Here is a 15,592-nt window from a genome sequence, read left to right as displayed (position 1 = left end):
TCTTACGCTAATAAACAGCCTTTTTGACGAAAACATTTCAAGCTTTTCAGCTGTTTGCTCAACTATTCACAAAAAATAGATATAAATCGCCAATACCAAATAAAAAGGAGCACAATTATTCACATTATTTTTTCTGGTCAGACCAGAGAAGCGTTCCAATTGCCGGTAAAAGCAACACAGCACCCAGCATATTAACCAAGAACATAAAGGTTAATAAGATACCCATATCAACCTGGAACTTAAGCGCAGAGAAGATCCATGTACTTACTCCGATAGCAAGTGTTATACCCGTAAACAGTACAGCACTACCGCGCTCGGCTAACGCATTACGATAAGCCGCTGACAACGGCATACCTTGCTTAAGCTGTCCCATCATAGAGGATAGGATATAAATGCCGTAATCGACACCTATTCCAACACCAAGAGCAATCACAGGTAGCGTTGACACCGTTAGTCCTATCTCTAATTGCACCATCAGCGCTTGCGCAAGTGTCGATACAATGTACAGTGGCAGCACAACCGCGATGGTCGCTCGCACGCTTCTAAAGCTTACCAAACACAGTAAGATCACAGCACCATAAACATAGATCATCATAGGTACCTGTGCTTGTGACACCGACTCGTTCGTCGCGGCCATCACCCCGATGGGGCCTGATGCTAATCTAAACGCAACATCATCCGTGCCCTCTTCTTGAGCAAAAGCTTTGATCTGAGTAATAACGTGATCTATCGACTCGGCCTTGTGGTCTTCCATAAAAATAATTATAGGCATCACTGAGCAATCGCCGTTTAAAAGCCCTGAGCTAGTCTCAACTCGAGAAGTGGCCTGTACTAAGGAAGCACTATTTCTTGGTAGTGCCTGCCACTTCAAATTACCCTCGTTGTACCCTGCATTCACAGCTTGAGCTACAGAGCTCAAAGAGACCGCTGATTGCACACTAGGGAGGTTTTCGATGCGCCATTGAAAACGGCTAATACGTGCCATCGTATCGTGATCAGTACATGCTGCGGGAAATGCTTCGACTATCACTTTAAGGATGTCTGACGAAATTGCATAGCGGTCTGATATTAAGAAGGTATCTTGATTATATCTGGCATCTTCGTGTAAGGCTGGTGCGCCAGCATGCAAATCTCCAATACGCATTTTATCGGATTGCCAATATCCAAACGCAAACAGTAATGCACTGATGAGTAAAATCACACGTGCTACTTTTTTGTCTGTTGTCTTAACAAGAGTCTCTCGTATTGACTCGAACACATCGTGACTCGTACTCTTACCGTCTCCAATTCGTTTGATATTCGCTGATTCGAAAAAAGACGCCATAACTGGCAGTAATACTAAGTTAGTAAAGATAATAACTGCTACACCTAAGCTTGCTGTAATGGCTAGCTCACGAATAATACCTATATCTATCGCAAGTAAGGTTAAAAAGCCCACCGTATCTGATAACAGCGCAATACCACCTGGGATCAACAACGCTTTAAAGCTTGCTTCTGCCGCAACTTTGCTTGATACGCCTTCAGCCACCTTTTTGCCGATTGCATTGATCATTTGCACGCCATGGCTCACACCGATTGCAAATACCAAAAACGGTACCAAAATAGACATGGGGTCAACACCAAAGCCTAGTGTGCTTAATAAACCCATCTGCCAAATAACCGCGATAAATGAACACGCTATCGGCAATAAAGTTAGCTTAAAGCTTTTACAAAACATCCAAACCATGATGAACGTAAATGCGATGGCAAGTGCAAAAAATAACACTACACCTTTTGCGCCATCGGCAATATCACCGGCCATTTTCGCAAAGCCAATAATGTGAATGCTAACTTTATCAGTTCTCAGTGGTGCTCTGATTTCTGACTCTAGTTTTTGTGCAAATGCCAACGTATCTAGCTTTTCTTGTGTTTGTGGATCAATTTCCATTAACTGTGCTGTGACCATGGCACATGAATAGTCGCTGGCTACCATGCGGCCAACCACCTTAGCTTTTTCAATATTTTGCTTTACAACGCTAAGCCCTTTTTCAGTTGGTTGAAAATTGGCAGGAATGATAGGTCCGCCTGCAAAGCCATCTTCAACAACTTCAACAAAGCGCGCGCTGGGTGCAAAGATAGAATTTACTAACGGGCGGTTTACCCCAGGAATAAAGTAGAGTTGGTCATGAACCGCTTTTAGCTGGGTAAAAAACGGTTCATTAAAAATATCGCCGTCTCTATCACACACCGAAATCAGAATACTATTTGCACCACCAAATTGCTTCTCGTGCTCTAGGTAGACTTTCATATAGTCATGATTCAATGGAATATTTTTATTAAATGACGCATCTAACTGAATTTGGGTTGCCTTATACCCCAAAAATAACGTGGTCAAAATAAAAAATGTGACAACGGTAATGCGATGCCTAAAGATGACATAAACTAACTGATTTAAAAATGCTTGCATTAGTTACCCACCTCTATTTCAGCAATCCCCTGTTCAGTCGCAAGGACTAAGCTCTTGTTTTTAAGCACGCCAGATAAAATTGAGTGGCCATTTTTTAATTGCTTTGAAGTAACTTCACCATTTTTAATACTAAAAATGACACCGCTGTTGGCGAGCATGTAAGTCGTTGAATCATCGACAATAATATTGTTAACTGTGGCAGTTTTATCTGTTTTTAATTGTTGAACTTGCTGCCCACTACCGATAAACGCGTTGCCACGAAGCCCCGCTACGACGAAGTGATTATCTTTGGTTTCGTTGATAGAAAAAAAAGAACCTCGATAAAATGAGTCAAACTTTTGCCATGTTTTGCCCAGATCTTCACTTTGAGCAACCAAGCCCATTTCTCCTGCAAGGTACATGTTATCGTCCGTGATAAGTAAGCGATTAAAGTGCGGTAGAATAAATGCAGTTTCTTGTTCATAACCAGCCGGATCTTGTTCTTTTAAGTCATTTAGGTATTCAACATCATCGGGATGAACAAACTCGCTAATAAACCGCTTATTCCAAGACTCTCCACCATCAAACGTTTCAAAAAACATCCCATAAGCACCTACTGCAAAACCGTGCTGCTGGTTAACAAATTCAATGTCTAGACAAGGCTTTTCGAGCTGTGGCAAATACTGCTTCACTGTCCACGTTTTGCCGCCGTCTGTGGTTTTTAAAATACTGGCATCATGGCCACAGGCCCAACCTATATCATTACCTTTAAATGTCACTGCAGTTAGTAAGGATTGAACTGGCACTGATGCCTGTGTCCATTTTTGCTCTGCCTTTTTATATATAATTGTGCCATGTTTACCCACTGCGACTAATGCTTTACCTGTGTCGGTAATATCTGTAAATAGTGTCTGTTCTGGGTGTGCGACCATTAAGGCTGACTGCGGAGCAATCTGATCGCTGCTTTCGGCCACAGCTAAATGCGCCATAGTTAATATCGAGGCTGCTACTACTTTCTTAATCATGAGAAAACACTCGAGTTGTGAGAGGAAAGGAGGAAGAAGGCTGAAGCGAGATAGCTCCAGCCTGATGTTTCACTAATTAACGACGACCCTCACGGCGCAAAGCACCCTGAGTAAATTCGTTATCATTGAAAGATTGACTGAAGTCATACATGTCTTCTTCATTATCTAAACCAATCGCAAGATAACGACGAGAGTTCAGATCGTAATAAACATCTAACGTACTCCAGTGTGTAGGCACTTCATAATAGTTCAGACCATGTGCCATCGCTACTCGATACATCTGATCACGATTATCGTATATATCAGCTACGTGGATTTGCCAGCTATCCTCATCAATATAAAACACGCGTTTTTTGTAAATATGACGAGTGCCTTCTTTTAGGTTAGCTTCAACTACCCACACGCGATGCTTTTCATAACGAACATGTTCTGGGTTAATATGACCTGCCATCAGAATGTCTTCGTACTTCAATTTATCGCTATGTAGCTTGTAACTGTTATACGGAATATACATTTCTTTTTTGCCTACTAGCTTCCAATCATAGCGATTTGGTGAGCCGTTAAACATGTCAAAATCATCTGTTGTACGTAAGCTGTCTGACGCTGTTCCAGGTGCGTCATAGGCAACGTTTGGCGCGCGTCTAACACGACGCTGGCCGGTGTTGTATGTCCAGGCCTGACGAGGAGTCAAAATTTGGTCCATGGTTTCATGCACCAATAAAGCCGTACCAGCTAGACGCGCAGGTTCGGTTACACGCTGCTTGAACTTAAATAGAATATTTGACTCTTGCAACGCTTCAGGTGTTGCATCCGTCGCTGAATACTTCACCAATAACTGTTCATCGAAACCAATAATATTGTAATCGCCAGACTCTGTTGGCATTGCCTGACCACCATAACGGGCAATAGACAAACCACGGAAGCGCAATAGGTGGTTCCAAATTGCTTCTAAGCCGTTTTTAGGAACAGGAAATGGGATACCAACAGCGGTATTCTTTATCCCGTTACCCCCTTCAATTAGTTCAGCTGTTGTCGCATACTTTTTCGTTGCATCGTAAACAAACTGAGGATAAGACGCGCTTCGTCTCGTCGGGTAGATATTCATTTTGAACGTATCTGGGTACGTTTCAAATAGAGCAATCTGACCTGGACTCAATAACGATTTGTATTTATCGAGGTTCGATTTGTCGATTGTAAATAGCACCTTGTCATCGGCAAATGGATCTGGGTGGTGCATTCCCACCTCATAACCTGCTGGTGGCGCAGTAATACCACCATTCCACGCTGGAATGCTACCATCAGCATTACCTGCCTTCTCAGCACCGATTGGTGTTAAATCTTTTCCTAAACGTGCAACTTCATCTGGGCTCATTTTAGCCATTGCACTACTTGCAGACATCATTGTAATTATTGTTGCTGCGATAAATGTAGGTTTTCTAAACATAACGAAAGCCCTTAAATTGAATACTTAATATTGAATGAGACAAAGTCACGATCTGCGAAGGTATTTGTTTTACCACCACCCCAGAAGGTGTTGTAGCCAAAATCAAATGACCAAGTGTTCAGGTAGTTAAAGTTTAGGTTAATCCCAAGTGATTTACGATCTTCAACAAATAAGAACATTGGATCTGGTGTTATACCGTTCACATCATGCGAAAACACAACCTTTGGTGAGAAGTTAACGCCACTAAATAAGTTGTTGTATTCCCCTTTAGCAATCAGTCGATAGCCCCATGCTGATGCAGATGGGAATGGATTTGTTTCAGGTCCATTAGAAACCGCCTGATGTATTAATCCATACTCTCGACCCGATACACCTTCAATTACTCCGCTTCGACCAGTACCGGCCACGTTCAAACGAAGTTCATCATACTCTGGCATATCTTTGATTGTTACGGCACCGACTTCACCGACAACAGCCCAGCTGTCAGCCCCCAAAGATGGGCCAAATAGATGTGTTGCTGTCAACTGTGCTTGGATGGTGTCTCGTAATATATAACCTTGCGCAATTTCTCCAGGGTTTACGAAGGCAATATCATCACCTTGGCTTAACTGTGAGAAACCTTCAAAGTCTTCTCTTATCCCTGCAGCTGCAAGTTGTTCAACCATACCTGCATACAATAACTCAACATCATCAATTTGGAGAGGCTCATCTTCTCGGTACGCAATTTCACCAGATAGCGCAGTTTCACCAAGCGCCGTATTAAAGCTCAAACCATAAAGTTTGATGTCTTCAGGGTATGTGATCTTTGCTTGCGTGAACGCATTTAGATTTGTGATGTTGTCTTCTGTAATAGGATTATTTCTAATGTAATCCAGATCAGCAGCTAGCGCGGCACCAGTAAAGTTAGATGCCTTACCTGAAATAAGCGGTCTACGGCTATGGTAGTTAATGTAATATAGCGCAAATTCAGTATCATTAAGCTCAGGCGAGAATATGCCTAAACGTAGTCCATATTGACCACCATCATCAGGCTCGCTGATACCACTTGCACCCTTTCCTTTAAGCGCTACTCTCGTTGGATATGCCATGTACATCGCAGCGGCTGTCTGACCTATTGTTTCGGCAGTTGGCACAACCCCTTGTGCAACAAGTGAAGCTGTTGCGTCGGCGTATAAGCTATTAAGTGCATCGGTCAAGTGATACAAATCAATATCAGGGTTTGAGGTAAAACCAAGCTGAACGTTTTGCATGTAGCCGTTTTCAGAAGCAAAGTCATTAGTTGAGAAGTAGCTGCCGGTAGCTGGTAGTCTTGTTTCGTGCCATTGATACTGATAGAAGCCTTCAAGGTTTACGTTTTCAGATAAGCCAATTGACGCCCAAAGCATACCAACAGGGATAAAAGCTTCTTTGACTTCTGAACCTGGTGCTTTGAGTCTATCGATATCAACCGGGTTAACATTGATACCATGTGATATCAGCGTACTCTCACCCCAGTTTACTACCTGCTGGCCTAAACGTATCGATAGTGGGTTTTTACCGTCATTCAGATCAAAATCAGCCCAGATAAAGGCATCAAGTAAACGAAAGTCTGAACAAACTTGTTCTCTTGTATTATCATCTTCACACGGGTCTACTTTCTTACCAGACACCGGGTTGGCATATGCAAAGTCTCCGTCTTCCATCGCAAAATCATAGAAGTACATAAAGCGTGTAAATAAACCAAAGTTGTCTTTGGTTATTGCGAGATCGTGCGTCCCTTTCAATAATTGTGAGAAGGTATCGCCTGAATCAAAATTCAGATTACCAGCATCACCATTATTTGAATAGGCGCCCTGTTGCGACCATATTTGAGACGAAGAGTAGATCGTATTGCCAGTCGTTGCTTTATAACCATCCCAATTAAACTGAGGATGATTACTCTTACCGATGAAGTCAAAATTACGGTCTTCTACACGAATACTTTGACCATAAGAGAACGTTGAGTCGAAAGTGATATCGAACTCACCAACTTCAAAACTAGCAGCTTGTACTGATGTCGCGGCAGCTCCCATGATTGCCGCACTAAGACCGAGCATGATTTTGTTTTTCACAAAGAGCGATCTTTTTATCATTATTTCTCCCCCTTTTGGCGGGTCTTGTCTAGAGCTTAAGCTCTTAGAGTTATTGTTTTTTGTTGTCTAAACGATAGAAGCGAAAGCAAGAAAATACAAATACTACGCCATTAAATCAACGCTTTTTCGCCTCTAGGGGCGCATTTTACTCTTGGTAAGACGTCCTACCAGATAATTTATAACACGTATTTCAAGCTTATAACAAACTCATTTAACAAAAATAAAATATGTTTTTCAGTTTGGCTGATACTAAGTAACTTTTTCTAACGACAGAAACTTGTTGCTATCATCCAAAATTAAGCGGAATCTGCCTCTGATCCCAATCGATGAAATAAATGGACGAATACGCTCAGCGGGAAAGCGTATCGTCTTCCCGCCATCTTCGATCACTTGTACTGAAGTATAATGTCCATGGTAATAACCAAGGCACTTGTCATAACTCAATTCCATGTAAAAGAAGTACTCTTTCATTTACTGCGCCAACGCCTTTTCTACTTTTTCATATAAATCATCACTTAGCCCTTCTAGGCTCGCCAAACGCTCCAGCTGTGTTCTCATCAGCTTCTGACGCGTCTCATCATAGCGTCGCCAAGACATAAACGGCGTGATCATGCGGGAAGCATTTTGTGGGTTGATGCCATTTAGCTCGATTAGAAGGTCGCCAAGTAGCTCGTAACCTTTGCCGTCAATTCGATGAAATTGAGCCGGGTTACTGCGGGTGAAGCTACCAATGAGTGCTCGTACTCGATTTGGATTGCCTTTTTCAAAACATGGGTGGTCATAAAGTGTATTTATTTTCGTTATCACTTCATCATTTGGCAAGCTTGCGTGTAGTGCCAGCCATTTATCCATTACCAACGCGTCGTGACGCCACTGACTGTCAAACTCGCTGAATAAGGCTTCCATCTTCTCGTGCTCAGCTGATACCACAGCTTTGAGAGATGCAAGTTTAGTGGTCATATTATCTGACGCAAATTGTGTCCTCAGCGCATCTTCAACGAGTGTCGAATCAGTTCTAACTAAGTAGTATAAGGCTTTATTTTTAAATGCCCGAACGGCCACATCCTGCGCATCTAAAGAACCTGACTCGGTTGATGAAGTATAAGCGAGTTCCAAGTCTTGCTGTAGTGCCTGAGCAATCTGTGACTCAAATGCCTTAGATACATTCACTAACGCGTCTACTGGAATTGTCTTAAACTGACTCGCAAGCGTATCAAAAGTAGGTAAACTTAATAATTCTGCAAGCAGTGCAAGATCTCCTTTTAGGTGCTTAACCAATGAAGATAAGGCACCGAGTACCTTACTGTCTAAGCTATAATCACCAGAATCAATCGCAGCTTTGACGGCGATCATAAATATCTGCTGCATCGCTTCCCAGCGAGCATAGTCGCTTCGTGCAAAACGCAAAATATGTAGCAATTCATCAGTGGAATAATTGTATTCCATAATTACCGGTGCAGAGAAATCTTCTAGTAGTACAGGTACAGGTTTTGTTGCCACTTGCTCAAATTCAAAGCGTTGTTCAAACTCAGTAATATCGAGTGCTCTTTGAATTTCACCCTTTTGCGTCAATAACGGGATGCTCAGCCCTTGCTCATCAAGCAATTCCAATTTGAATGGAATATGTAACGGCGCTTTTATCGGATCGCTATCTGCATGCTGCTGTGTAACTGTCATTGTATAGCGCTGTGCAGCACTATCGTATTCTGTCACTACATTTAGTCTAGGCGTTCCATGTTGTTCATACCACAGCTTGAACTGCGTTAAATTAACGCCAGAGGCATCCATCATAGCATTGACAAAATCATCACAGGTCACGGCTTGACCATCATGTCGGGTAATGTAAAGCTGCATCCCTTTTTGGAAGTTCTCTTCACCGAGCAAAGTATGCATCATGCGGATCACCTCGGCCCCTTTATTGTATACAGTCACTGTATAGAAATTATTCATTTCTATTACTTTTTCAGGCCTGATTGGATGGGCCATTGGGCCAGAGTCTTCAGCAAATTGATGAGTTCTCATCGCCATTACCGCGTCTATCCGATTTAACCCTCGAGACCCCAGATCGCTACTAAATTCTTGATCTCTAAATACAGTAAGCCCCTCTTTTAAGCTCAACTGAAACCAGTCTCGGCAGGTAATGCGATTACCAGTCCAGTTATGGAAGTACTCATGGCCAACAATTGATTCAATAGTGTGAAAATCTTGGTCTGTTGCAGTTTCTTGGCTTGCAAGTACACAAGCACTATTGAAAACATTGAGGCCTTTGTTTTCCATTGCCCCCATGTTGAAGAAATCTACTGCCACTATCATATAAATATCTAGGTCATATTCTAACCCAAAACGCAGCTCATCCCATGCCATTGCTTTTTTCAATGAAGTCATAGCATGTGGTGCTTTGTGTAAATTACCCTTATCTACAAATAGCGCTAATTTAACTTCCCGCCCAGACTTGGTTTGATAAGTATCTTCTAAAACATCAAAGCTGCCTGCAACCAAAGCAAATAGATAGCTGGGTTTTTTATATGGGTCATGCCACTTGGCAAAATGTCTGCCATCTTCAAGCGTGCCCTCTTCCACTTTATTGCCATTCGACAACAAAAATGGATACTTAGTTTCTGCGATAATAGTCACAGTGTAAGTGGTAAGTACGTCGGGTCTGTCCATAAAGTAGGTGATCTTACGAAAGCCCTCAGCTTCACATTGTGTGCAGTAAGCACCATCAGATAAATATAACCCTTCAAGAGAAGTATTAGTCTGCGGAGATATGTGAGTCACAATGGTGAGTTCAAATTCAGCTGGCAGCTCATTCAATATAAGCTTAGCCTCTGTTTGCTCACGAGTGTGCCACTCTTTACCGTTTACTTGACAGGATTGCAGTTCTAAATCAACCCCATCCAATACTAGCTGTGATGCGCCAGCAGCTGCACGAAATTTACTAACAGCAGTCACTATGGTATTTCGTGGACTTAACTCAAAGGTCAAAGACAACTCATCGACTTGATGGCTAGGTGCAATATAGTCCTTACGATATTTAGCTTGTGGTTTTTGAGTCATAGATATTCCTTACAAAAACGCCCCAAATTGGGGCGTGTGATTAAATAAATTCATTTACGCCCATCTTCAATCATTGTAGGCGATTTTCGCTTTTGGATCTGAGCTACCGTCGATTGTCATCAGTAACCTTGTAGCTTCTTTTCAAATCTCAGCACTTACTTTGATCCTTCAACCTTCATCTCTGGTGGCGTAATTTTCAAAATTTTAATACCAAGATACGCATAGATAACCGCTAATAATGGGTTAATCAAATTAAAAAACGCATACATGGCATAATCAAATGGATTGATCAGAAGTACGCTCTGCATGTAGGCACCACAGGTATTCCATGGAATAAGTGGACTGGTAATGGTACCGCCATCCTCTAACGTACGAGAAAGATTGACACTTTTTAAGCCTCGCTTTTTATATTCTTCTTTGAACATTCGTCCTGGAACAACTATCGCTATGTATTGATCGGCAGCAACCAAGTTTGTGCCAACACAGGTAGCTATTGTTGACGCAATAAGTGAGCCCGTACTCTTCGCTATTTTTAAAATACTGCGTACAAATACATCTAAAAGACCCGTTTTTTCCATTATCGCGCCAAACATCAGTGCAGTCATCACTAACCAAGTTGTGGTAAGCATTGAGGACATTCCACCACCGCTGAGCAAATCATCCATTTTTGCATCGCCAGTTTGTAGGGCAAAACCATCAAAAAAGGTTGCCCATACGAGTTTAATATAGCCAACTAATTCACCTTGGCTGCGATCAATTTGACTCGCAATTAACTCTCCTTGAAACAAAACAGCCCAAACAGCACCGATCACAGCGCCAATCGAAATAGCGGGAAAGGCGGGCATTTTTCTAATCGCAAGTCCCAGAAGCACTAATAGTGGAACTAGCATGAAAATATTTATATTAAAGTTGCTTTGTAATATAGAAACGATCTCATCTATGCGTCCGGCCTCGCTATTTACCTCAGCGTTGAAGCCCATAAAGATAAAAATAATAAGTGCGATGACAAAGCTTGGGACTGTCGTCCACAGCATATGTTGAATATGATCAAACAAATCGCTTCCAGCTACTGCTGGAGCGAGATTAGTCGTCTCAGATAACGGGCTAAGTTTGTCACCAAAGTATGCTCCGGATATAACAGCGCCCGCCGTGACCACCTGGTCTAGCCCTAAACCTGTCGCAACACCAAGCAGTGCAACACCAATAGTGGCAGCCGTTGTCCATGAGCTACCGATACTCATCGCGACCACACCACAGATCAAGCAGCTCGCGGCATAGAACCAGCTTGGATTAATAACCTGCAAACCGTAATAGATTAACGTCGGAACAGTTCCGGATAGTAACCACGTGCCGATTAAGGCACCAACCATCAACAGAATGATAATTGCACCAAGGGAAATCGTGATCCCCTTGATCATCGCTTCTTCCAAAGTTTTCCAAGTGTAGCCATTTTTCAAGCCAATTAATGCAGCTGTGAAAGTAGCAAATAACAATGCTATTTGGTTAGGACCCGACGAAGAACTATCACCATACAGATATACGGCGGCCCCCAGTAAAGTGACAAGCAGCGTAATCGGGATAAGCGCGTCGACAAATGACGGCTGTTTTTGTTGTTTCAAAAGGAATACTCCTATGCACGACGACTCATGCTTATAATTATTTTATTTGTAGTATACCGTTTTGAGCCGTTTTGAATATCCTTGTACGATGTGGACAAACCACATTTAACATTCAAAAAGCCTCAAAAAAGTATTAGCCCAAAAAATTTCGCAGATCATAGCAAAGATTGTAAAATAAAAGTAATACCAATTTCACTAATTAACCTGAGGTTTAGATAAGGAATGTTCTAACTCATTGTTGCTAGGACACAACTTAGTTTTCTCCTTGTCTAGACAGAAAGTTTTAGGGGACTCCCTTCCACGTCCTGCTCTCGCTAAGGTAACTGCGCACCAATATAGCATCAATTATCAGCAGCTAAGGTTAGATAGGATGATACAAAGATAAAAGGCGCTTGAAGCGCCTTTTATCAGTTACGAACCTTGTTTGGCTATTCGACCATACGATATGAGATCTTGTGTGATCAGTGCTGCCTCTTCTAGATAGGGATCTAGCTCAGATATGACTTCAGGTGCATCGTCTAAATCTTCGACGGGTTCCAAACCAAGTCGTTTCAAGCGCTCATTTGTACGTTTCAGTACGAGTGCATCTCGCTCTTCACGCTCTTTAATTCGCTCGGCTTCAACCAAAGATATAGATTTATCGTCTTTACGTGCCTTGTATTGTTCAATATCTTGATAGACATAAGTGAACTCAGGCTCTTTTTGAACTCGCTCGTCATGGCGCTTACTTAAATATTGGATCATAGAAGATAAATTATCCAAACTTGAGTATTTGGCCCTAACGATGCTATCCCAAGGTAATGCGTTATCTTCCTGACTTTCCCCCCAATCTTCAGGGTTGACAGCTGAAGGCAATAAAATGTCTGGAATCACGCCTTTGTGCTGCGTACTACCACCATCAATACGATAAAACTTAGCAATGGTATAAGTTACGCTTCCCAAAGGATTTTCAAATAAATCGTAATTCTTACCCAGCCCACGATGTTGCTGAACCGTACCCTTACCAAAGGTTTGCTCACCAATCACAACGGCACGGCCATAATCTTGCATCGCAGCGGCGAAAATTTCAGATGCTGATGCGCTATAACGATCAACAAGTACAGTTAAGGGACCATCGTAAAATGTAATGCCATCTCTATCTTGTTGGCTTTCAACTCGATTATATGCTGTGTGGATCTGAACAACAGGACCTTGGTCGATAAAGAGACCTGATAGCTGTGTCGCCTCATACAAAGAACCACCACCATTTTGTCGTAAATCGACGATCACACCGTCAACTTCTGCTTCTTTTAATTTGGCAAGTTCAGTTTTTACATCTTGAGAAAGGTTGTTGTAAAAACTTGGAATTTCAATAACTCCAATTTTGCTCTGCAGATCAGAGTACTTAGCTTCAAATACCTCTGACTTTACAGCGCGGTCTTCAAGTTTTACTTTGTCTCGGACAATCTCAACCACTTTTGGTGTACCGTGGCTATCAGCTCCTTTCAAGTACTGTAAACGTACTGTAGTGCCTTTTGGTCCTTTAATGAGATCGACAACGTCATCTAACCGCCAGCCAATCACATCTACAAATTCTTTTTCACCTTGCGCGACACCGATAATTTTATCTTCTGGCTTCAGCTTTTCAGTTTTATCTGCAGGCCCACCAGGCACTAAGCTACGGATAACTGTATAGTCTTCATCATAACTCAACACCGCCCCGATGCCTTCAAGCTCAAGATCCATGTCCATCTTAAATTGCTCGGCTCTTCGAGGGGACAGGTAAGAGGTATGTGCTTCGATGCTACGTGCAAAAGCGTTCATAATGACTTGAAACGCATCTTCACTGTTAGTTTGGGCCAAGCGCTTTTGTGCATTTTTGTATCGCTTGGTGAGTATTTCTTTAATTTCTTCCCAGTTTTTACCAGTCAGTTTCAATCTCAGCGCATCTGATTTAACACGCTGGCGCCAATACTCATCAAGCTCAACCATTGAATTTGCGTAGTTATCGTCTTCTCTATCAAAGATGAACTCGTCTTTTTTCTCAAAGTCCATTTCTTTTTCGAGGAGACCTATTGCAAAATCATAACGTTCAAAACGTCGCTTCATACTCAAATTGAACATGTCATAGGCAAACTCGAGTTTGCCTGAAATCAATGCGTCGTCAAAGCGCTTTCTGTATTGCTGAAAGCTTTCGATATCCGACTGCAACAGCAAGGATTTATTAAAGTCGATTGCTTCTACATAGCGGTCGAATATCTTATCAGACAACGCATCATTAAAGCTGAAGCGTTTATAGTGTTGTCGAGTAAATAAGTTGGTCACTCGCTTACTAGCCGTTGTATGCTGCGCTTCAGGTTTAAGAACCGGCAAGTCTTTAATGGTGACTGTGCTTGTCGAGGCTAAAGAAACACTCGATACGAACGCTGCGACTAGGGAAATGAGTGGTAACTTTTTACTCATATACAACTCCTTATTGGATAAATAGGCTGTCTGCTTTGGTCTTAACTTGCATTCCTGTTACAAGCTCTACGTGCACTTCGTCATTTTTAACTTCAGTGATAGTAGCATTAACAAGCGCTTGACCAAGCTTGACTTTTACTTTGTTATTAACCTTGACCTGTTCTGCTGGTAAAGGTTCAACTTTACCACTGCGCTTAGGTTTAACTTCAGCAGGTTTATTATTCATTTTAGGGCGTTTTTGGTCTTGACGATCCCTTCCATGTGGTTTCTTTTTGTAAGATTTTGTTTCGCCATCACGATTGTTTGGACGCTGTGGCTTTTTGCGTTTAGCCATTTTAGCGCGGCTCTCAGCAAGTGCCTTTTCCGCATGCTCCACATGTTCCTGCTCAACCTTTTCAGCTTGATTACCATCAAGGTCAATACGGAACTCATTTTTAGTGACAGCTTCTAAATAGCGCCAATTAGATGTGTATTTACGAAGCGCTTGACGTACCTGAGTTTTACTGACTTTGTCAGACCCTTCAATACGCTCTGCGATATCTTTAAAAATACCTACTTTAAGTGGTTTGATCCCTTCCTTTTGCTTAAAGCACTTAGGAAATTCGGAAAATAAGAAGTCTAATACTTCATTTATGTCTTTTAGCTTGTTTGTGGTTTCCATTTTTAAACCTATTAATTACATCTGCTCATCGAGCGACGAGTTTATATAGTGTGTTACCCAGTCAGTTAGCTCTTCTATATCTGCTTCAAGAAGTGCCAAATCACCGCGAAGATGTTCCCAAATGCCTTCGATGAGATTATCAATTGTATCGCAATCTAAATCTTCAGGGAGTAAATCCCAGGCGTGATGAATAAGCTCATTTAAGCGCTCTGCAACCACCTCTTCTTCGCCTTCCCAATCACCAACATCGGCATAGGAAAACAAATAATCTTGTACCTGAAGCATATCCTTCATTAAAGTGTTTCCTCAAAAACTTTAACAAATGCTTCTAAGCCTTTTTTGTCTTGCTCATCAAATCTTGCCAGACTAGGACTGTCGATGTCTAGCACAGCTATCACTTTATTATCTTTGAAGACAGGGATGACGATTTCTGAATTTGATGCCGCGTCGCATGCAATGTGACCCGAAAATGCGTGAACATCTTCAACCAGCTGCGTTTCGCAGCTTGCCGCAGCAGTTCCGCACACCCCTTTTCCTACGGGTATACGGATACAAGCTGGATTACCTTGAAATGGTCCAAGTACAAGTTCATCTGCACTGTCCATAAGATAAAACCCAGCCCAGTTGATATCCTCAAGGGTTGTAAATAAAAGCGCACTCAAGTTAGCCATATTGGCAACCATGTTATGCTCACCACTGATCAAGCCCTGAGCTTGTTTCACTAAAGTTTGATAAAAATCTTGCTTTTGCATTACCATCAAATTCACGAATTGAACGACAAAAGCTAAAGGTACTCTTTCGGAGAAAT

General features: G+C 42.0%; 11 protein-coding genes. All 11 read right to left on the bottom strand.

The genetic code is table 11. The features are described from left to right. Positions 1 to 124: 124 nt before the first annotated feature. Positions 125 to 2,446: an efflux RND transporter permease subunit gene (locus F9Y84_RS05620; RefSeq protein WP_147390425.1), complete on the bottom strand. Its 2,322-nt coding sequence runs from the start codon at positions 2,444 to 2,446 to the stop codon at positions 125 to 127. Further along, positions 2,446 to 3,450, bottom strand: a complete 1,005-nt coding sequence (locus F9Y84_RS05615; RefSeq protein WP_244297335.1) for a WD40/YVTN/BNR-like repeat-containing protein — start codon at positions 3,448 to 3,450, stop codon at positions 2,446 to 2,448. The genes F9Y84_RS05620 and F9Y84_RS05615 overlap by 1 nt, the downstream gene beginning before the upstream one ends. Positions 3,451 to 3,526: 76 nt before the next feature. Continuing rightward, a complete protein-coding gene (locus F9Y84_RS05610) occupies positions 3,527 to 4,894 on the bottom strand; it encodes a DUF1329 domain-containing protein (protein WP_125252724.1) in 1,368 nt (455 codons plus the stop codon). Positions 4,895 to 4,905: 11 nt separating this feature from the next. Continuing rightward, the gene (locus F9Y84_RS05605) at positions 4,906 to 7,005 is read right to left on the bottom strand and encodes a DUF1302 domain-containing protein (protein WP_128731331.1); all 2,100 of its coding nucleotides are present in this window, start codon (positions 7,003 to 7,005) and stop codon (positions 4,906 to 4,908) included. Between the two features lie 249 nt (positions 7,006 to 7,254). After that, a complete protein-coding gene (locus F9Y84_RS05600; protein WP_125252722.1) occupies positions 7,255 to 7,476 on the bottom strand; it encodes a DUF2835 domain-containing protein in 222 nt (73 codons plus the stop codon). Continuing rightward, on the bottom strand, positions 7,477 to 10,062 hold the full coding sequence (gene pepN, locus F9Y84_RS05595) for an aminopeptidase N (RefSeq protein ID WP_147390426.1): 2,586 nt from the start codon (positions 10,060 to 10,062) through the stop codon (positions 7,477 to 7,479). A gap of 155 nt (positions 10,063 to 10,217) precedes the next feature. After that, entirely contained in the window at positions 10,218 to 11,681 is a 1,464-nt protein-coding gene (gene nhaC / locus F9Y84_RS05590) for a Na+/H+ antiporter NhaC (RefSeq protein ID WP_128731329.1), read from the bottom strand. Positions 11,682 to 12,092: 411 nt separating this feature from the next. Then, positions 12,093 to 14,123, bottom strand: coding sequence for a carboxy terminal-processing peptidase (prc, locus tag F9Y84_RS05585; RefSeq protein ID WP_128731328.1), 2,031 nt, complete (start codon positions 14,121 to 14,123; stop codon positions 12,093 to 12,095). A 10-nt stretch (positions 14,124 to 14,133) separates the two neighbouring features. After that, positions 14,134 to 14,784: an RNA chaperone ProQ gene (gene proQ, locus F9Y84_RS05580; protein ID WP_128731327.1), complete on the bottom strand. Its 651-nt coding sequence runs from the start codon at positions 14,782 to 14,784 to the stop codon at positions 14,134 to 14,136. Between the two features lie 15 nt (positions 14,785 to 14,799). Then, complete coding sequence (locus tag F9Y84_RS05575) at positions 14,800 to 15,078, bottom strand: hypothetical protein (protein ID WP_125252717.1); 279 nt, start codon at positions 15,076 to 15,078, stop codon at positions 14,800 to 14,802. Then, positions 15,078 to 15,536 carry a GAF domain-containing protein gene (locus tag F9Y84_RS05570; RefSeq protein WP_125252716.1) on the bottom strand — a complete coding sequence of 153 codons (459 nt, stop codon included), beginning with the start codon at positions 15,534 to 15,536 and terminating at the stop codon, positions 15,078 to 15,080. Before F9Y84_RS05570 ends, F9Y84_RS05575 begins: the two co-directional genes overlap by 1 nt. Between the last annotated feature and the right edge of the window lie 56 nt (positions 15,537 to 15,592).

The organism is Pseudoalteromonas peptidolytica (assembly GCF_012641745.1).
Lineage (GTDB): Bacteria > Pseudomonadota > Gammaproteobacteria > Enterobacterales > Alteromonadaceae > Pseudoalteromonas > Pseudoalteromonas peptidolytica.
This window is presented reverse-complemented; position numbering and strand designations above follow the sequence as displayed.